17 protein-coding genes and 3 tRNA genes are annotated in these 17181 nt (G+C 55.7%); 12 read left to right on the top strand and 8 right to left on the bottom strand.

Going from position 1 to position 17181, the window contains the following annotated elements:
• Nucleotides 1–144: 144 nt before the first annotated feature.
• Nucleotides 145–1059, top strand: coding sequence for a DMT family transporter (locus F3J39_RS02605; protein WP_104084750.1), 915 nt, complete (start codon nucleotides 145–147; stop codon nucleotides 1057–1059).
• Here the strand turns inward: F3J39_RS02605 and rutG are convergent.
• The 6 genes from rutG to rutA are packed head-to-tail and all read right to left on the bottom strand — an operon-like array spanning nucleotide 1056 to nucleotide 5993.
• Nucleotides 1056–2381, bottom strand: a complete 1326-nt coding sequence (rutG, locus tag F3J39_RS02610; protein ID WP_104084751.1) for a pyrimidine utilization transport protein G — start codon at nucleotides 2379–2381, stop codon at nucleotides 1056–1058. The genes F3J39_RS02605 and rutG overlap by 4 nt on opposite strands.
• 45 nt (nucleotides 2382–2426) lie before the next feature.
• Nucleotides 2427–2948, bottom strand: coding sequence for an NADH-dependent FMN reductase RutF (gene rutF / locus F3J39_RS02615; RefSeq protein WP_039383691.1), 522 nt, complete (start codon nucleotides 2946–2948; stop codon nucleotides 2427–2429).
• A 16-nt stretch (nucleotides 2949–2964) separates the two neighbouring features.
• On the bottom strand, nucleotides 2965–3768 hold the full coding sequence (rutD, locus tag F3J39_RS02620) for a pyrimidine utilization protein D (protein WP_039383693.1): 804 nt from the start codon (nucleotides 3766–3768) through the stop codon (nucleotides 2965–2967).
• Nucleotides 3768–4163, bottom strand: a complete 396-nt coding sequence (gene rutC / locus F3J39_RS02625; RefSeq protein ID WP_039383696.1) for a pyrimidine utilization protein C — start codon at nucleotides 4161–4163, stop codon at nucleotides 3768–3770. The genes rutD and rutC overlap by 1 nt, the downstream gene beginning before the upstream one ends.
• Before the next feature lie 25 nt (nucleotides 4164–4188).
• Complete coding sequence (gene rutB, locus F3J39_RS02630; protein ID WP_166713809.1) at nucleotides 4189–4902, bottom strand: pyrimidine utilization protein B; 714 nt, start codon at nucleotides 4900–4902, stop codon at nucleotides 4189–4191.
• On the bottom strand, nucleotides 4902–5993 hold the full coding sequence (gene rutA / locus F3J39_RS02635) for a pyrimidine utilization protein A (protein ID WP_094111354.1): 1092 nt from the start codon (nucleotides 5991–5993) through the stop codon (nucleotides 4902–4904). Before rutA ends, rutB begins: the two co-directional genes overlap by 1 nt.
• 292 nt (nucleotides 5994–6285) lie before the next feature.
• Between rutA and rutR the strand changes: the two genes are divergently transcribed.
• Both rutR and F3J39_RS02645 read left to right on the top strand, forming a co-directional pair.
• Nucleotides 6286–6921, top strand: a complete 636-nt coding sequence (gene rutR, locus F3J39_RS02640; RefSeq protein ID WP_108569223.1) for an HTH-type transcriptional regulator RutR — start codon at nucleotides 6286–6288, stop codon at nucleotides 6919–6921.
• Nucleotides 6922–6940: 19 nt separating this feature from the next.
• Nucleotides 6941–7915 carry a metal-dependent hydrolase gene (locus tag F3J39_RS02645; protein WP_166713810.1) on the top strand — a complete coding sequence of 325 codons (975 nt, stop codon included), beginning with the start codon at nucleotides 6941–6943 and terminating at the stop codon, nucleotides 7913–7915.
• Between the two features lie 41 nt (nucleotides 7916–7956).
• Here the strand turns inward: F3J39_RS02645 and cycA are convergent, their stop codons facing one another.
• Nucleotides 7957–9348 (bottom strand): D-serine/D-alanine/glycine transporter, encoded by a 1392-nt coding sequence (gene cycA / locus F3J39_RS02650; protein ID WP_166713811.1) that lies wholly within the window; start codon nucleotides 9346–9348, stop codon nucleotides 7957–7959.
• 286 nt (nucleotides 9349–9634) lie between these two features.
• On the opposite strand from cycA, the gene F3J39_RS02655 reads away from it, so the two are divergent.
• The 3 genes from F3J39_RS02655 (at nucleotide 9635) to F3J39_RS02665 (ending at nucleotide 12617) form a co-directional block, all read left to right on the top strand.
• On the top strand, nucleotides 9635–10333 hold the full coding sequence (locus F3J39_RS02655) for an extensin family protein (RefSeq protein ID WP_039385784.1): 699 nt from the start codon (nucleotides 9635–9637) through the stop codon (nucleotides 10331–10333).
• 826 nt (nucleotides 10334–11159) lie between these two features.
• Complete coding sequence (gene sdiA, locus F3J39_RS02660) at nucleotides 11160–11882, top strand: transcriptional regulator SdiA (protein ID WP_104084758.1); 723 nt, start codon at nucleotides 11160–11162, stop codon at nucleotides 11880–11882.
• A gap of 123 nt (nucleotides 11883–12005) precedes the next feature.
• The gene (locus tag F3J39_RS02665) at nucleotides 12006–12617 is read left to right on the top strand and encodes an acyl-homoserine-lactone synthase (protein WP_071668718.1); all 612 of its coding nucleotides are present in this window, start codon (nucleotides 12006–12008) and stop codon (nucleotides 12615–12617) included.
• Nucleotides 12618–12646: 29 nt separating this feature from the next.
• Here F3J39_RS02665 and F3J39_RS02670 read toward each other — a convergent pair whose 3' ends face one another.
• Nucleotides 12647–12874 carry a DUF2594 family protein gene (locus F3J39_RS02670; RefSeq protein WP_039383713.1) on the bottom strand — a complete coding sequence of 76 codons (228 nt, stop codon included), beginning with the start codon at nucleotides 12872–12874 and terminating at the stop codon, nucleotides 12647–12649.
• A 401-nt stretch (nucleotides 12875–13275) separates the two neighbouring features.
• Between F3J39_RS02670 and uvrY the strand changes: the two genes are divergently transcribed.
• The 6 genes from uvrY to F3J39_RS02700 all read left to right on the top strand — a co-directional run bounded on the left by uvrY (nucleotide 13276) and on the right by F3J39_RS02700 (nucleotide 16815).
• Nucleotides 13276–13935 carry a UvrY/SirA/GacA family response regulator transcription factor gene (gene uvrY / locus F3J39_RS02675; RefSeq protein ID WP_039383715.1) on the top strand — a complete coding sequence of 220 codons (660 nt, stop codon included), beginning with the start codon at nucleotides 13276–13278 and terminating at the stop codon, nucleotides 13933–13935.
• Nucleotides 13928–15760 (top strand): excinuclease ABC subunit UvrC, encoded by a 1833-nt coding sequence (gene uvrC / locus F3J39_RS02680; protein ID WP_039383716.1) that lies wholly within the window; start codon nucleotides 13928–13930, stop codon nucleotides 15758–15760. Before uvrY ends, uvrC begins: the two co-directional genes overlap by 8 nt.
• Nucleotides 15761–15828: 68 nt before the next feature.
• A complete protein-coding gene (pgsA, locus tag F3J39_RS02685; RefSeq protein WP_039383718.1) occupies nucleotides 15829–16377 on the top strand; it encodes a CDP-diacylglycerol--glycerol-3-phosphate 3-phosphatidyltransferase in 549 nt (182 codons plus the stop codon).
• A gap of 149 nt (nucleotides 16378–16526) precedes the next feature.
• Nucleotides 16527–16602 (top strand) — tRNA-Gly (locus F3J39_RS02690).
• A gap of 42 nt (nucleotides 16603–16644) precedes the next feature.
• Nucleotides 16645–16718 (top strand) — tRNA-Cys (locus tag F3J39_RS02695).
• Between the two features lie 11 nt (nucleotides 16719–16729).
• Nucleotides 16730–16815: transfer RNA gene (locus tag F3J39_RS02700), tRNA-Leu, on the top strand.
• Nucleotides 16816–17181: the final 366 nt, after the last annotated feature.

Consider the following 17181-nt stretch of genomic DNA (forward strand, 5'->3'; position numbering starts at 1 on the left):
GTATTAAAATGGCATTTTTTCAGATGAGTCGTAATTCTGAACGCGAATCACATTGCTGCACGCTGAGCAGATAACCCCGGCCGGCTGTTGCGCCTGCGGGCCGGGTTACGCCAGAATGACGCCTGGCTACTTATCAGGTGTTCTATGTCTGCGTTACCTGCACGTCCTTATCTGCGCATTACCCGTCAGGAACTGGTGCTGATTTTCATCACCATGGTCTGGGGCGGCACGTTTCTGGTGGTGCACCGCGCCATGGCATACTCCGGTCCGTTTTTTTTTGTCGGACTGCGATTTGCCACGGCGTCACTGCTGCTGGCCTGTTTTTTCTGGCGCTATCTGCGCGCGCTGACCTGGCTTGAAATCAGAGCGGGCACAATGATTGGCCTGGCTATTGCGGGCGGTTATGGCCTGCAAACCTGGGGGATGCAGACTATCTCCAGCAGCCAGTCTGCCTTTCTGACGGCGCTCTATGTTCCGGTGGTGCCGCTGCTGCAGTGGCTGGTGCTGCGCCGGCCGCCGGGCATTATGGCATGGCTGGGCATTGCGCTGGCGTTCAGCGGCCTGGTGCTGGTGGCGGGGCCGCAGCAGAGCGGCATCGCCCTCAGCGCCGGGGAGAGCGCGACCCTGCTGAGCACGCTGGCGATTGCTGCCGAGATCATTCTGATTAGCCGCTATGCCGGACAGGTGGATGTGCGGCGGGTAACGCTGGTGCAGCTGCTGGTCGCCTCCGCTTGCGCCTTTCTGTTTATGATCCCGAACGGTGAAGCGCTGCCGTCGTTTTCTCTGCCGCTGGTGCTGAGCGCTGCAGGCCTGGGCGCCGCCAGCGCCCTGATTCAGGTGACGATGAACTGGGCCCAGCGCAGTGTGTCACCGGTACGCGCTACGGTAATTTATGCCGGAGAGCCGGTCTGGGCGGGAATTGTCGGGCGTCTCGCGGGGGAGCGACTGCCTGCGGCCGCGCTGCTGGGCGGTGCGCTGATTGTCTGTGGCGTGATTGTCAGTGAGCTGCGGCTGCGGCGTAAGAAAGCGGTGCCCGATGAGGCACCGCAGAAGCCTTAACCGTGTGGCTGTGCAGCTGAACCGGCCGGCGCGCGGCTACGGTGCTGCAGAATTGCGTTCAGGATAATGGCGCCAAAGGTCGCGGTGCCGATACCGCCGAGCGTGAAGCTGCCGATCTTAAGCGCAAAATCGCCGGCGCCCAGAACCAGCGTGGTAGCGACCATGATCAGATTACCGTTCTGCCCGAGATCGACCTGATTCTGCAGCCAGATACGGGCACCGGCCACCGCAATCAGGCCAAATACCACGATAGACGCGCCGCCTATGACCGGTGCTGGCACGGTATGGATGAGTGCGCCAAATTTCGGTGAAAAACCCAGCAGTATTGCGATCAGGGCCGCGGCGACGAACGCCAGCGTAGAGTAGACGCGCGTAACCGCCATGACGCCTATGTTTTCGGCATAGGTTGTCACGCCGCTGCCGCCGGCAGAGCCAGAGAGCATAGTGGCCAGACCGTCGCCAACAAACGCCCGGCCCATCCACGGATCGAGATTGCGTCCGGTCATAGCTGCTACCGCTTTAATATGCCCCAGATTTTCAGCGACCAGAATAATGGCGACCGGCGCAATCATCACTATCGCCTGCAGGTCGAACACAGGGGCAGTCGTATGCGGCACGCCAAACCAGGCGGCGTGCGCCACGCCGCTGAAATCCACCGGTTTACCGAGGCCGAAGCCATTGGTCAGCAGCGCATAGAACGCCCAGGCCACGATCAGCCCTACCAGGATCAACAGGCGCTGTACCAGCCCGCGCGTCATGACCGCCACCAGTCCGATACAGAGCACCGTCAGCACCGCCATCCAGCTGTCGAACAGGGTGGCAGAAACACTGTGCACCGCAATCGGCGCCAGGTTCAGGCCAATCGCCATAACGACGGCGCCGGTGACGACCGGCGGCATCAGGCGCTCAATCCAGCCGGTACCCACTTTCATCACAATCAGACCAATCAGGGTATAGAGCGCGCCGCAGGCGATAATGCCGCCCAGCGCCACGGAGAGGTGAGTGTTAAGGCCCTGGCCGGTGAAACCGGTGACCGCAATCACTACGCCCACAAAAGCGGCGCTGGAACCGAGATAGCTCGGTACGCGCCCGCCGGTAATAAAAAAGAACAGCAGCGTACCGATCCCGGAGAGTAACACAGCGAGATTGGCATCCAGCCCCATCAGCAGCGGCATCAGTACCGTTGCGCCAAACATTGCGACCGCATGCTGCAGCCCAAGCACCAGCGTCTGCCCGAGCGGCAGCGTCTCGTCCGGGGCAATCAAGCCGTCGTCGGTCATTGCTGACTTAACGCGCCAGCGTGGAAACCAGGTACTCGCCATAGATCATCTCCTGAGAGTGAGTAGAACAGGCCGCGTTATGCGGTATCAGCGGGCATCCTGCCGGGAGAAGGTGTGATAACCGCGATCGAACCAGGCGAGCCCCTGGCGCGCCTCGCCCTGGGCCACGGCCAGCACCGTACAGAACAGAATATCGTGTGTGCCAACGCTGACCCGCTGTGTTATCTCGCAGTCAAAGGAGATCAGCGCGGCCTCCAGCAGCGGAGCACCGCTGGCAAGCGTCTGCCACTGCGCGGCGGCAAAGCGATCCGCCATCGCGGTTTTGCCCCCGAACAGCGTGGAAAGGGCGTGCTGGTCTGCCGAGAGGGTATTGACGCAGAGTGCACGGTTATCGCGAAACGCCGGCCAGGCTGAGGCGGAGCGGTTCAGGCAGACCAGCAGCGTCGGCGGGGAGTCGGTCACGCTGCAGACGGCGGAGGCGGTAAAGCCAGCCACGCCTGCCGGGCCATCGGTGGTGATAACATTAACGGCTGCACCCAGCTGCGCCATAGCGTTGCGAAAGGTGTCGCGATCGACTGCGGGTAAATCCGGAAGGGCATGTAGGCTCATGTTCAGACTCCTGATCTCAGCCCGCTGCCAGACAGGCGGGCTGAGCGGTCTCAGCCAGCCAGCGCAGCAGCAGCGTGTTAAAATTATCGCTATCGGTCACGCTCATGGCGTGGCCGCCCCACGGCATGGTCAGCAGCTGGCCCTGCGGCAGCGCTGCCGCCAGCTGTGCTGAACAGCTCCACGGCACCAGCAGATCGTCCTGGCTGCAGATCGCCAGCACCGGCTGGGTGATGCGCGCGGCGCAGGCACGAAAATCTGCCGTTTTCAGCGCGTGCAGACGACGCAACAGATTCTCTGCGCCCTGAAAGTGCTGCTGGTGATGCCTCTCTTCTGCCTCAGCGCGCGCCTGATGCTGCGCCAGCCATTCGGCAGGATAGAGAAACAGCGGCTGAGCGCGTACAAAGGCTTCGGTACCCGCCTGCAGCAGCAGATCCTCTCTGACCTTAAAACAGCGCGCGGTATGGGGGCTGAGCGTCAGCCAGCCGTTAATGACCGCCACGCGCTCAACCCGATCGGGGTGATCCAGCGCCATTTGCAAACCAATCAGCCCCCCAAGCGCATGGCCAGCCACGCTGTAGCGCGCGATCTGATGCTGTTCCAGCGCCTCCGCCAGCTCGGCTGCCATCATTGCCAGGCTGTAACCCTCAGGCAGCGGCGCTGCACTGCGCCCGGTGCCGCGCTGATCGTATGTGACAACGCGGTAGCGGGTGCTGAGCGCCGCCAGCTGTGGCTGCCAGAATCCGGCAACGCCACCAAGGCCTGATGCGAGGACCAGCGTGGGCGCATCGGCAGTGGTCAACCCGTGGATATCCAGCTTCATTACGCCTCCGCCTGTCCGATGTGCGCCACAGACGCAATCTCAACCAGCGCGTCAGGTTTTACCAGACCGCACTGAATACAGAAGCGCGCGGGCTTATCGCCGGGAAAATAGTCGGCATAGACCTGATTCACGGCGGCGTAGTGCTGCCAGTCGGTAATGAAAATAGAGTTGAACGTGACATCAGCCATGCAGCCGCCGGCGGTTTCAATGACGTTTTTGATGGTCTCCAGCACGTGGCGGGTTTGCGCGGCCGCATCGCCGACGTGAACCACGTTATTGTCCGCATCGAACGGCAGGGTGCCGGAAACGTACACCACGCCGTCAGCCAGCGTTCCGGGTACGAACGGGGCGATCGGCGTACTGCTGCCAGCCGGGATAATGACGCGTTTGGGCATAGTCTGATCTCCTGATAGCGAAAAGTTACTGACCCTGCAGGGCTTCGCAGAACGTTTGTGTATCGCTGACCCAGCCGAAAAACGTTTCGATATTGAACAGCGCGGCCTGCTGCGCAAAATCAGGTCCGGCCTGATACGTGGCGTCAGCCAGTACCACGCCGAAATATTCCAGAAAGAAGCCGTCACGCAGCGTGGACTCGACGCAGACGTTGGTGGCGATGCCGGTAAAAATCAGATGACGGATCCCGCGGCTGCGCAGCATGCTGTCGAGCGGCGTATTGAAAAAGCCGCTGTAGCGCGGTTTTGGCAGCACGATATCGCCCGGTTCGGGCGTCAGCGCATCCACCAGCGCATAATCCCAGGTGCCTTTCGCCAGCAGGGTGCCCTGCAGCTCAGGCTGGCGGCGCATGGTTTTCAGCGCATTAGATTTGTGAAAATTGGGGGAGCCCGCATCGCCCGCCTCGGTGTAATCGCTGTCCCAGCCGTTCTGGAACCAGATAATCTGTACGCCGACAGCGCGTGCCGCGGTGACCGCCTGATGAATTCTGGCGATAACCGGCTCGGTGGCAGAGACATCAAATCCCGCCAGGTCGAGATAGCCGCCTTTAGTGGCGTAGGCATTCTGCATGTCGACGACAATCAGCGCGCTCTGAGCCGGAGGCAGGGCGATCGCCTCCGGACGGGCGGGCAGAGTGATATGCGGTGTGGTGCCGGTGTGTGCGCAGGTGACGGTTTTCATTATGCTACCTCCTGCGCCGCAGCGATCACGTTGCGACGGCACTGCATCAGCGGCTGTATGCGCTGGCCGAACGCTTCAATACCCTCCAGGAAATCATCAAAGGTCAGCAGCACGCCGTGCGTACCATCAACCTGAGCCACTTCATCCAGCATGCGTGCCACGCTGGCAAAGGAGCCAACTAACGTGCCCATATTGATGTTAACGGCGGAGGTCGGGTCAGCCATCTGACGCACGTTAGTATCGCTGCCTGAACGGGTATCCTGCTGGCTCTGAGTCGTGAGCCACGCGAGTGCCTCTTCGTCGGCGCCAGCTTTGTAGTGCTCCCATTTTGCGCGGGCCGCTTCGTCGCTCTCGGCGGCGATGATCATAAACAGAACGTAGGAGCCGACGTCGCGGCCCGCCTGCTCAGCAGCAAGCTTCATGCGGGCTGCGGTCGGTGCAAAGGCGGCTGGCGTATTAACGCCCTTACCAAAGCAAAAGTTATAGTCGGCATGCTGAGCTGAAAATGCCATGCCCGCATCACTCTGTCCGGCGCATATCACCTTCATCGGCTTCTGCGGCCGTGGACTGACGCGACAGTCGTTCATCGTGAAAAAATCACCTTTGAAGTCGCTCTGGCCGGTTCCCCATAAATCGCGCAGCACCGTGACATACTCAGTCAGGTATTGATAACGGCTGGCAAAATAGTCATCGCCCGGCCAGATCCCCATCTGCTCATACTCTGGTTTCTGCCAGCCGGTGACGAGGTTTACGCCAAAGCGTCCGCCAGAAATTGAGTCGATGGTCGCAGCCATACGCGCCACGATGGCGGGTGGCAGCGTCAGCGTGGCAGCCGTGGCGTAGATCTCAATCCGCGAGGTGACCGCCGCCAGGCCGGCCATCAGCGTAAAGGACTCCATATTGTGATCCCAGAACTCCGTTTTGCCGCCGAAGCCGCGCAGCTTGATCATTGAAAGTGCAAAATCGAAGTGATAGTGCTCAGCGCGCTGCACAATCGCTTTATTGAGTTCAAAAGTAGGCATGTACTGCGGCGCATGCGTAGAGATCAGCCAGCCGTTATTGCCAATCGGAACAAAGACACCAATTTTCATATGTCACCTCTTTGCATTGATAGGACGGTTTCACGCGCTGCGCTGCTTCCTGCACGCATCCTGCGGGCGGCGCTCTCTCTTGATTGCAAGTCGCGTGCCACATAAATAATTTTTATATTTATCATCAGGATATGAACCGCCGATCGGCCAGCCGGGACGGCACCGCGATTTTCAGACCATTTGGTCAAAACAAATGCACAGCAATCAGGCAGCCGTCGGGCAAAAAAGGTGCAGCCCGCCATATCTGCCAGCTGTGTTATGATGTGAATTCACGACAGGGAGAGGTAACAGCATGAAAAATGATGAGAAAAAACCGCGCCGTCGTTCGCAGGCGGCGACCGCAAAACGCGCCGCTATCCTGCAGGCGGCGCTGGCGCTGTTTTCCCAGTTCGGTATTCATGGCACCAGCCTTGACCGGGTGGCTGAGGGAGCAGAGGTGTCAAAAACGAATCTGCTCTACTATTACCCTTCAAAGGAAGTGTTGTATGTCGCCGTGCTGAAAGAGATTCTGGATGTCTGGCTGGCACCGCTGCGCGCGCTGCGCGCCGACCAGGATCCCCTGACGGCCATTCGCCACTATATTCGCCTGAAGCTTGAGGTCTCCCGCGATCATCCTCAGGCATCGCGGCTGTTCTGTCTGGAGATGCTGCAGGGCGCACCACTGCTGCGTGGTGAACTGGCGGGCGACCTGAAAGCGCTGGTAGAGAGTAAGGCGGCAATAGTCGAGCAGTGGATCAGCGCCGGACAGCTGGCTGCCATTCAGCCGCAGCATCTCTTTTTTATGCTCTGGGCCACCACGCAGCACTATGCTGACTTTGCCTCGCAGGTTGAGGCGGTCACCGGGCAGACGCTGCAGGATCCCGACTTTTTTGCACAGACGTTGCAGAACGTAGAGCGGATGATTATCGAAGGCATTCGCGTGCGCTAACGATTGAGGGAGGAGAAGCATGGATTCGCTGTCGCAACTGGCGCTGGGCGCTGCAGTTACCGTTGCCGTCATGAACCGCCGGGTACCGGTATGGCAGGCGGCCCTGGCGGGGGCAGTCGCCGGCACGCTGCCGGATCTGGATGTGTTCGTCGATCACGGCGACGCAATACGCAATATGACGCTGCATCGCACCGAGAGCCATGCGCTGCTGATCCTGACGCTGCTGGCACCGCTGGCCGGCTGGCTGGCCGCCGGGATCACCCGCAGCAAAGCGCACTGGCGCAGCTGGTGCCTGGCCCTCTGGCTGGCGCTGATCACCCATCCGCTGCTCGATCTCACTACCGTGTATGGTACGCAGCTTGGGCTGCCGCTCACTGACTATCCGTTTGCCATCGGCAGTATGTTTATTGTCGATCCGCTCTATACGCTGCCGCTGCTTATCGCACTGGGCGTAGCGCTATGGCGGCGTGATGCCACCGGCGTGCGCTGGACCCGCCTGGGCCTGTTAATCAGCACGCTTTATCTGGGCTGGAGCATGGTGATACAGGGCGTCGCCACGCGGCAGATTGAACAGCAGCTGGCGCAGCAACACGTTGTATCACAGCGGCTGCTGGTCACGCCGACGGCGTTCAACACGCTGGTCTGGCGCACGGTCATTATTACGCCCGATCGCTATGGCGAAGCGTACTGGTCGCTGTTTTCACCCCGGCGGCCGTTACAGATTGCGTGGCACGATCGTCAGATGGCGCTGCTGACCCCTTTTAAAGGGCAGTGGCATGCGGAGCGCGTTGTCTGGTTCAGTCACGGTTTTTACGCGCTGCGTCAGCAGGCGGGCAATACGCTGATTAGCGATTTGCGTATGGGTGAGGCGCCCGATTACACCTTTACTTTTAATCTTGGCAGGCCGGAAGCGCCAGCAGCGGCGCCGCAGCGTGAGGCGGCCGCACGCCCGTCACTCCAGCGTGCCTGGCATCAGTTCCGGCAGCGGTTATAAATGAAAAAGGCCCGCTGATGCGGGCCTTAAAAAGAACGGGATCAGGCTTTACGGCGTCGCAGCAGCCAGCCCATGGTGAGCAGCATAAACCACAGCGGCGTAACCATCAGCGCCTGACGGGTATCCTCCTGCAGCGTCAGCAGCCCCAGCACGAAAGCAAAAAATGCCATGCAGACCCAGCACATAATTTTGCCCAGCGGCATCTTAAACGTTGACGACGCGTGACGCTGCGGATGCTGTTTACGGTAGGCCAGGTAGCTGCAGAGAATGATGGTCCAGACAAACATAAACAGAATGGCGGATACCGTGGTCACCATGGTAAACACCGTCATCACGTCCGGGATCAGGTAGATCAGCGCGACGCCGCCCAGCAGACAGAGACAGGAGAAGAACAGGCCGGTGGTGGGCACGGCGCGCGCGGAGAGACGACCAAACGCCTTATGCGCTACCCCCTGTTCTGCCAGGCCATACAGCATGCGGCTGGTAGAGAAGATGCCGCTGTTGGCTGACGAGGCCGCTGAGGTCAGTACCACAAAGTTAACGATGCTCGCAGCAGCGGGCAGGCCAATCAGCACAAACATCTCTACAAACGGGCTGCGATCCGGCATCACCTGATTCCATGGCGTAACGGCCATAATCACCAGCAGCGCCAGAACGTAAAACATAATAATGCGCAGCGGTATGGCATTGATGGCGCGGGGCAGGACCTTGTGCGGATCTTTGGTCTCTGCCGCGGCGGTGCCTACCAGCTCAATACCGACAAAAGCGAACACGGCAATCTGGAAGCCGGCGAAAAAGCCGCTCAGCCCTTTCGGGAACATCCCGCCATGCTGCCAGATATTACTGAGCGATGCCGTGCTGCCGCCGGGTGAAGGGTAGTGCGTACTGACCAGCACAATACCGGTAATAATCAGGGCAACAATGGCGACAATTTTGATAATTGCGAACCAGAACTCCATTTCCCCGAAGAGTTTGACCGTGGCAATATTCAGCGCCAGAAAGACAAAGACGCACAGCAGCGCGCTCATCCAGATAGAGAATCCGGGGAACCAGAGCTGAAAATAGGCGCTGATGGCGACCACGTCAGCGATGCCGGTAACGACCCAGCAGAACCAGTAGGTCCAGCCGGTAAAATAGCCCGCCCACGGGCCGAGCAGATCGGCCGCGAAATCGCTGAACGATTTATATTCCAGATTAGAGAGCAGCAGCTCTCCCATTGCGCGCATAACAAAAAACAGCATGAAGCCGATGATCATATAAACAAAAACGATCGACGGCCCCGCCAGGCTGATGGTTTTGCCTGACCCCATAAAGAGCCCGGTTCCGATAGCGCCGCCAATCGCAATAAGCTGAATATGACGGTTATGCAGGTTGCGCCGGAGTTTTTCCGGCTGTTCAGCCTCACTGAGGGCTGCTTTGGATTGATCAACCATAAAGATAGCTTTCCTGTCTTGATGTTGTGTCAGCTCTGATGGCTGTTGAAATACGTGCCTTTGCACAGGGCAAGAGCGCATAAGATAGAGGAAAGGCCACCGGGTCTGGTAATTGTTTTTTAACCTTTGTGACCTTTTGCGTTTTTTGCTCTGTCAGCAAATATTTACATGGTTGCTCTTTTAGTCACTTTGCGTAAATAAGCAGCACTTTTTCCCGGAAGAACAGGCAGATGAGGCAAGCCAGCTACACTTAGTCACAGGTTTACAAAGTGATAAGGCAGAGATGGTGCGCGCACTCATTGCGACAGGAATAATTGCTCTGGTGGGGTGGTGGAGCTTGCCCTGGCTGAAATCGCAGCTTCCGGCGCAGTGGAATCCGTTTATTCCGCTTAACGTCACGGATGCGCCAGGCTGGATAACACGTTACAAGCTGGAGAAACTGCGTCACGATCCAGCCGCCTGTCTGGCGGTGCTGGAGCGCGCCAGTGCGCAGGGACGGGTAAGTTTTCGCACGACGCCTCCGGTGCGGGGTAACTGCACAATTGAACAGCCGGTTCGTATCAGCCAGTTTGGGCCGGTTACGCTCAGCAGCAGTTTTCTTGCCAGCTGTCCGATGGCCGTGGCAAGTACGATGTATGTCACGCGCAGTAATGCTGCATTACAGCAGGCGGGTATCACCAGTCCGCTGCGGCGTATTGAGCATGTTGGCAGCTACGCCTGCCGCAACGTCTATCATCGCCAGGAGGGACGCCGCAGCGAACACGCTACGGCAGAGGCGTGGGATGTCACCGCTTTTCAGCTGGCCGATGGCCGCTGGTTACGGGTCGCCAGAAACTGGCAGCAGCCTGCCAGCAGCGCGGCGGGTTTGCATGCACTCTGGCGCAACGGCTGTGCCAGCTTTGGAAACGCACTGGGACCAGACTACAACGCAGCTCATACCACACACTTTCATCTGGGCATGCGCGGCGGTGGATTCTGCCGCTGATGCGGCAGGCTGTTAATTTTAAAAGCCGGGCAGGCTTAATAGTTAATTTGCGCCAACGCTATTTTAGATCCAGTCCCTCAAAGACGCAGAAGGCGTGATTACAAATGAGAACCATTACCCGACTAATTTTTATGTTTGAAATAAGTCTGCCTTAAATAACACTCATCTGTTTTAATAATGAGATATCTCCGGTGAATTTATTTACTCTCCAAAAGAAAAATCGGGTGCCAGCGTCAGATTGTTCAGGCTATCTGCAGCGGACATCATCGCGTTAAACCAGAATTATATTGGTTATCCGCCTCACTCTGTTTTCATTCCAGCGGCTGATGACAGCGTATGCAACTGCGGCAGGCAGTTTATGCCGATAAAATGCGTAGTCGCGCATGGCGCAGGCATCAGCGTGGTGCAGATACAGATAGCTCAGGGTTGCCGATTGCCGGAGGTAACTTTATTTATCAGTGGAATTAAAAACCGTCCATGACTAAATCATTTAGCGCTTTTAACTGAAGGTAAATGTCTCTGCTAATCATCATTTTACTTAAAATCGATGCTAAAATTTTATCCATCTAATAATTAATTTTAATGGGTGGAAGATTGAAACTTTATCAGAAAAATCCTATGCTGGTTTCACGTATCTTTATGCGCCTGAGGCCTGGCAGTCAGGTCACTGCGGCGCTCGCTTTATGGCAACAATTCGATAACTTTCCGGCTGTATAACGCAATCTACAGCAGGAGCCTTTTTATTCATTCTGTTCAGATTACGTCTCACCGATATAATCGGACAAGCATCAGGTTAATAAAAGACGTTAAATACGTCAGGATAATAATGACTACCGATAATTATTTTGTCTGGCGAGCCGAAACAGCAAAAGCGTTTCAGGGGTTGACGGAGGTGGTGCAATTAAAAGCACTGTTGCAAAAGCAAATCGTCGCTCTGGGATTCGACTTCTTTGCCTTTTTTGTGCAGCAGCCGGTTCCCTTCACCCGACCGCGTTTTTTCCTGTTCAGCACCTACCCTGAATCCTGGATCCTGCATTATGAGCGGCATAACTACTATGCCGTCGATCCTGTACTGCGGCTTTGTCAGCAGCCCGGAAAAGGGATTGAGTGGTGTGCTGAGATTTTCACCGGGGCGGCTAATCTTTGGCCAGATGCGCAGGCAGCGGGACTCCTGAGCGGCTTTTCTTGCTCAGCGATGGCATCAAATCGTGCCATTGGTATATTATCAATAGCATCACGTCAGCCCGGACGCTCCAGGCACCGCACCGTTGAGCTTGAGGTACAGATAAACTTTCTGGCGGATCTGAGCTTACGGGTTCTTGAGCGCTTAAAAGATAGCTCAATGGTGGTGCTGGCTAAGGGATTTAGCGAGCGGGAGCTGGAAATTTTGAAATGGACAGCTGAAGGAAAAACCTCGGCAGAGATTTCGCTTATTTTGGCAATATCAGAACATACGGTGAATTTTCACCAAAAAAACATGCAAAAACGTTTTAACGTTTCAAATAAAACGCAGATAGCGTGTTATGCCGCAGCGACAGGTCTGATATAGCAAAAGGCAACTACTAATACTGGTAGTTCCCTATCCGTATTGAGTTGTCTACCCTGCGCCGGAAACTTAGCCAGGCTGGCACGATAAAAATCATTGCACACATGGGGATGTCAGAGGCGCATGATGAAAATAATTCAAACACAGCTAAAGGATATGCCTTCCTCACTGCTAGCCGAACTGGGTACCTATCGTTATAGCGTGTTTGCGCGTGGCGAAGGCTGGTCAATTCCTCCGCGGCTGAGCACACCGGGGCAGGAGTACGATCGCTACGACCGTTCAGACGTGACCTGGCTTATCGCCTGGAATGCACGTAAAGGCATTTGTGGCTGCGCGCGATTACTGCCGTGGCATGAACCGGAAGTGGCTGAAGGTATTATTCTGCCGTTTGCGCAGGATAAGGTTTGGGAGATGTCACGCTACTCAGCACGGCTGGAGGTGGATGCGGAATTACCGCTGAATATCCTGTGGCACTCGGTGCAGCTGGCAGAGCTGAGCGGCATGGAGTATCTGATTAGCTCGGCCACGCCGATGCTGGAGAAGATGTTTGCACAGCATAATGTGGTTTATGAACCGCTGACGCCAGGGTTGATCCAGTCGGAAGATAATCTGTTCGCTATCCGTATCCCGGTTGAACAGCCGGCACTGGCGGAAAAATATCGCGGCACGCGGCGCTTTAGTCCGGAAGAGGTGCTGCCTTCGCTCGGCGTCTCCGTTAACTGGCAGGCGCACAATTAATACCCCGTGCAGCGCACGGGGCTGGCCGCTTACTGACGGTAAGCGGTTTTGATCTGACGGATCGTGTTGCTGAATACTTCAGCCTGGGGCTTATCAGCCAGCGCATTTTGCACATAGCGTTCCATATTGATAATTACTTTACCGGCGTCTGCCTGTCCCATGCCTTTGAGAATCAGAGTAATCATCATTTTGAGGCAGGCAACTTCATCAGCCAGTGCCTGAGTGTCACGCGACGTTACGAAATCTTCATCACTCATCTTCAACTCCCTGGTGGTATCGATTTACACAGATTCTGTCTTTCCGTGCATAAAACAGAGAGTATATCATAGGTTTGCTTTCTCATTCAGAGGCCAGAAAAATCATTATTCGATCCAGTTAAAGGCAGGGCAGTGCAGACCGTTTTGGCTCGCCTGATACTTTTTCGGCTTAAAAAAAGAAAACAGGCAAATTTATTACAACATGCTGTTATTCAATGAAATGTTAAATAAAAAAGCTGTTTAGTTTGCAGAAAATGGATTTTTTTCTGAAAAGATTTAATTATTTGATTTAGATCATTGCGTCGCAGGTTGTTCTGGTATGTCTGATGTTCAATGCGCATAAAAAACGCTAAGATTACGCTCTTTTTTAATTACCTTTCTAACCTGCGGAGTATGTCCCGTTGATCAGCCTGCTGCTTGTTGATGACCATGAACTGGTACGTGCCGGTATTCGTCGCATTCTGGAAGATATCAAAGGACTGGTCATTGCCGGCGAAGCGGCGTGCGGAGAGGATGCAGTAAAATGGTGCCGTCAGCACACGGTGAATGTCGTTCTGATGGACATGAATATGCCGGGTATCGGCGGACTGGAAGCGACGCGCAAAATTGTCCGCTACAACCCCGATATTCGCATCATTATGCTGACTATTCACACCGAAAACCCGCTGCCGGCCCGGGTAATGCAGGCGGGCGCCTCAGGCTATCTGAGCAAAGGCGCTGCGCCTCAGGAGGTGGTCAGCGCCATTCGCGCCGTCCACGCTGGACAGCGCTATATCGCCTCAGATATCGCTCAGCAAATGGCGCTGAGCCAAATCGAGCCGCAGAAAGCGGAATCGCCCTTCAGTTGTTTGTCGGAACGGGAATTGCAGATTATGCTGATGATTACCCGGGGACAAAAAGTTACGGAGATATCCGAACAGTTGAACCTGAGCCCGAAAACCGTTAACAGCTACCGCTATCGTATGTTCAGTAAGCTAAACATCAGCGGTGATGTAGAGTTAACGCATCTGGCCATTCGTCATGGTCTGTTCAACGCGGAGCCATTAATAAGTAGTGAGTGAACTCTTTAATCCCAAAGCCTTTCTCAGCACCGTAACCAGCCAGCCTGGCGTCTACCGAATGTATGACGCGGCCGGTACGGTGATCTATGTCGGTAAAGCCAAAGACCTTAAAAAACGCCTCAGCAGCTACTTTCGTGCGCAGACTGGCAGTCGTAAAACGGATGTGCTGGTCAGTAATATTTGCAATATCGACGTTACGGTCACGCATACTGAGACAGAAGCGCTGCTGCTGGAGCATAACTACATCAAGCTTTACCAGCCACGCTATAACGTGCTGCTGCGCGATGATAAATCGTATCCATATATTTTTCTTAGCGGCGATACGCACCCCCGGCTGGCGATGCATCGCGGTGCCAAACACGCCAAAGGGGAATATTTCGGTCCGTTTCCAAATGGCTATGCGGTACGCGAGACGCTGGGCCTGCTGCAGAAAGTCTTTCCTATTCGCCAGTGTGAGAACAGCGTCTATCGCAATCGCTCGCGTCCCTGTTTGCAGTATCAGATTGGACGCTGCCTCGGTCCGTGCGTAGCCGGTCTGGTCAGCGAAGAGGAGTATGCCCGGCAGACAGACTATGTGCGGCTGTTTCTGGCCGGTAAAGATGATCAGGTCATCAACCAGCTGGTAGCGCATATGGAGGCGGCAAGTCAGGGATTGCGTTTTGAAGAGGCGGGGCGGCTGCGCGATCAGATTCAGGCCGTACGCCGCATTACTGAAAAACAGTTTGTCTCAAATCAGGGTGACGATCTTGATGTCATGGGCGTGGCCTATGATGCGGGCATGGCCTGTCTGCACGTGCTGTTTATCCGCCAGGGGAAAGTACTGGGAAGCCGCAGCTATTTCCCCAAAGTCCCGCCTGACACTGAGCTGACGGAAGTGGTGCAGACCTTTGTCGGGCAGTTTTATCTGCAGGGAAGCGAGGCGCGCACCCTGCCCGGAGAGATCCTGCTGGATTTTAACCTGGCAGAACGCAACCTGCTGGCTGAATCACTCAGTACGCTGGCTGGTCGCAAAGTCAATATACAGACCAAGCCGCGCGGCGATCGGGCACGCTATCTCAAGCTGGCGCGCACCAACGCGGCAACGGCGCTGACCACTAAGCTGTCGCAGCACTCCACTATTCAGCAGCGGCTTGCCGCGCTGGCTTCCTGGCTGAAGCTGGAGAGCATTCAGCGCATGGAGTGTTTTGATATCAGCCATACCATGGGTGAGCAGACTATCGCCTCCTGCGTGGTGTTTAATCAGGATGGCCCGCTGCGTTCTGATTACCGGCGTTACAATATTGAAGGGATCACGCCGGGCGACGATTACGCGGCGATGAATCAGGTGCTGCGCCGCCGTTATGGCAAAGCGCTGGAGCAGGATAAAATTCCGGATGTCATTTTGATTGATGGCGGTAAGGGTCAGCTGGCGCAGGCGAAAGAGGTATTTGCGGAACTGGATGTCAGCTGGGATAAACAGCACCCGATTCTGCTTGGTGTCGCTAAAGGCAGCGATCGCAAGGCGGGACTGGAAACGCTGTTTTTTGAAGCGGAAGGTGAGGGCGTTTCTCTGCCGCCGGATTCGCCAGCCCTGCATGTCATTCAGCATATTCGTGATGATGCTCACAATCATGCAATTTCAGGCCACCGTAAAAAACGCGCCAAAGTGAAGAACACCAGCGCGCTGGAAAGTATTGAAGGCATCGGACCTAAACGGCGTCAGCAGCTGCTGAAGTATATGGGAGGCCTGCAGCCGCTGATGAACGCCAGCGTGGATGAAATCGCCCGCGTGCCCGGTATCTCCTTTGCCCTGGCTGAAAAAATATACCACTCGCTGAAACACTAACATTGAAACAGGGGGGGCAATGTAGGAACATACGTTAAACCCTACACACACCAGACAGTTACTGGCATATGCAATATAACATCCCAACGTGTCTTACCCTGTTTCGCGTTTTTTTGATTCCTTTTTTTGTACTGGCGTTCTACCTGCCGTTTTACTGGGCGCCTTTTGCGACAGCGCTGATTTTTGTTATTGCCGCCATAACGGACTGGTTTGACGGCTTTCTGGCGCGTCGCTGGAAACAAACCACGCGCTTTGGTGCATTTCTCGATCCGGTGGCTGATAAGGTCATGGTCGCTATGGCGCTGGTGCTGGTTGCGGAATATTTCCACGCGTGGTGGATAACCCTGCCTGCTGCCACCATGATCGCCCGCGAGATTATTATCTCTGCGCTGCGTGAATGGATGGCGGAAATTGGCAAGCGCAGCAGCGTTGCCGTCTCATGGATTGGTAAAGTCAAAACCACGGCGCAGATGCTCTCACTGGTTGCGCTGCTGTGGCGTCCTGATGCTACGGTAGTAGGCGTTGGCGTGGTCGCACTCTATATCGCGGCAGTGCTGACATTCTGGTCGATGTTTCAGTATCTGAGCGCAGCACGCGGCGATCTGCTCGATAGCTGATCGATACGATTCAAAAAGCAGCAAACAGACGCAGTGGGTGATAATTTTATTGACTCACTGCGTGAGATAAGTAGAATGCATCGCATCGAACGGCAGCACAGCTGCAAGAAGCTGAATAAAAACAGCAAGTTCGGTAAAGCAGCAGTTATGCGGGAATAGCTCAGTTGGTAGAGCACGACCTTGCCAAGGTCGGGGTCGCGAGTTCGAGTCTCGTTTCCCGCTCCAGTTTCAGCAATGGGTCACTGACCGGTTGCACATCAGAATAAAGGCGCGTTGGCAGAGTGGCCATGCAACGGATTGCAAATCCGTCTACCTCGGTTCGACTCCGGGACGCGCCTCCAGTTTACACCCTGCCCGGGTGGTGAAATCGGTAGACACAAGGGATTTAAAATCCCTCGGCTTATGGTCGTGCGGGTTCAAGTCCCGCCCCGGGCACCATACAAAACACCGAATTAAAAAAGCACTATAAGTAATGTCGTAACCGCCTTCAGGCGGTTTTTTTGTGTCTGCTGTTTTTCATTCCTGACGCCTCACCGTGCGTGCCTGTATAACCAATCCCAAATCATAATACCTGGATAACAGCCGTTTTGATCTTTCACTGCAAAACAGAACCTGCGCAGGTGACATGATTCATGTTTTTCCTGCGATTAATTGATAAAGCACCGGGCAGGTGCTGGCAACGCTGCATAGCGTAGTTAATGGTCGATTTATGAAAGTTGTTCTTCAAAAGCCGCATCTATACTTTTTGCCGCATCGCGGATTTCGGGCAAACCAGTCATCCACCTTATCGATAAACCCAATTTT

It is taken from the genome of Pantoea sp. Acro-807, from assembly GCF_011752675.1.
In the GTDB taxonomy this organism is placed as follows: domain Bacteria; phylum Pseudomonadota; class Gammaproteobacteria; order Enterobacterales; family Enterobacteriaceae; genus Pantoea; species Pantoea eucrina.

Excerpts from the sequence above, each read along its gene's own strand:
- F3J39_RS02605 (WP_104084750.1), top strand. The coding sequence starts at position 145 with ATGTCTGCGTTACCTGCACGTCCTTATCTGCGCATTACCCGTCAGGAA.
- rutG (WP_104084751.1), bottom strand. The coding sequence starts at position 2,381 with ATGGCGAGTACCTGGTTTCCACGCTGGCGCGTTAAGTCAGCAATGACC.
- rutF (WP_039383691.1), bottom strand. The coding sequence starts at position 2,948 with ATGAGCCTACATGCCCTTCCGGATTTACCCGCAGTCGATCGCGACACC.
- rutD (WP_039383693.1), bottom strand. The coding sequence starts at position 3,768 with ATGAAGCTGGATATCCACGGGTTGACCACTGCCGATGCGCCCACGCTG.
- rutC (WP_039383696.1), bottom strand. The coding sequence starts at position 4,163 with ATGCCCAAACGCGTCATTATCCCGGCTGGCAGCAGTACGCCGATCGCC.
- rutB (WP_166713809.1), bottom strand. The coding sequence starts at position 4,902 with ATGAAAACCGTCACCTGCGCACACACCGGCACCACACCGCATATCACT.
- rutA (WP_094111354.1), bottom strand. The coding sequence starts at position 5,993 with ATGAAAATTGGTGTCTTTGTTCCGATTGGCAATAACGGCTGGCTGATC.
- rutR (WP_108569223.1), top strand. The coding sequence starts at position 6,286 with ATGAAAAATGATGAGAAAAAACCGCGCCGTCGTTCGCAGGCGGCGACC.
- F3J39_RS02645 (WP_166713810.1), top strand. The coding sequence starts at position 6,941 with ATGGATTCGCTGTCGCAACTGGCGCTGGGCGCTGCAGTTACCGTTGCC.
- cycA (WP_166713811.1), bottom strand. The coding sequence starts at position 9,348 with ATGGTTGATCAATCCAAAGCAGCCCTCAGTGAGGCTGAACAGCCGGAA.
- sdiA (WP_104084758.1), top strand. The coding sequence starts at position 11,160 with ATGACTACCGATAATTATTTTGTCTGGCGAGCCGAAACAGCAAAAGCG.
- F3J39_RS02665 (WP_071668718.1), top strand. The coding sequence starts at position 12,006 with ATGAAAATAATTCAAACACAGCTAAAGGATATGCCTTCCTCACTGCTA.
- F3J39_RS02670 (WP_039383713.1), bottom strand. The coding sequence starts at position 12,874 with ATGAGTGATGAAGATTTCGTAACGTCGCGTGACACTCAGGCACTGGCT.
- pgsA (WP_039383718.1), top strand. The coding sequence starts at position 15,829 with ATGCAATATAACATCCCAACGTGTCTTACCCTGTTTCGCGTTTTTTTG.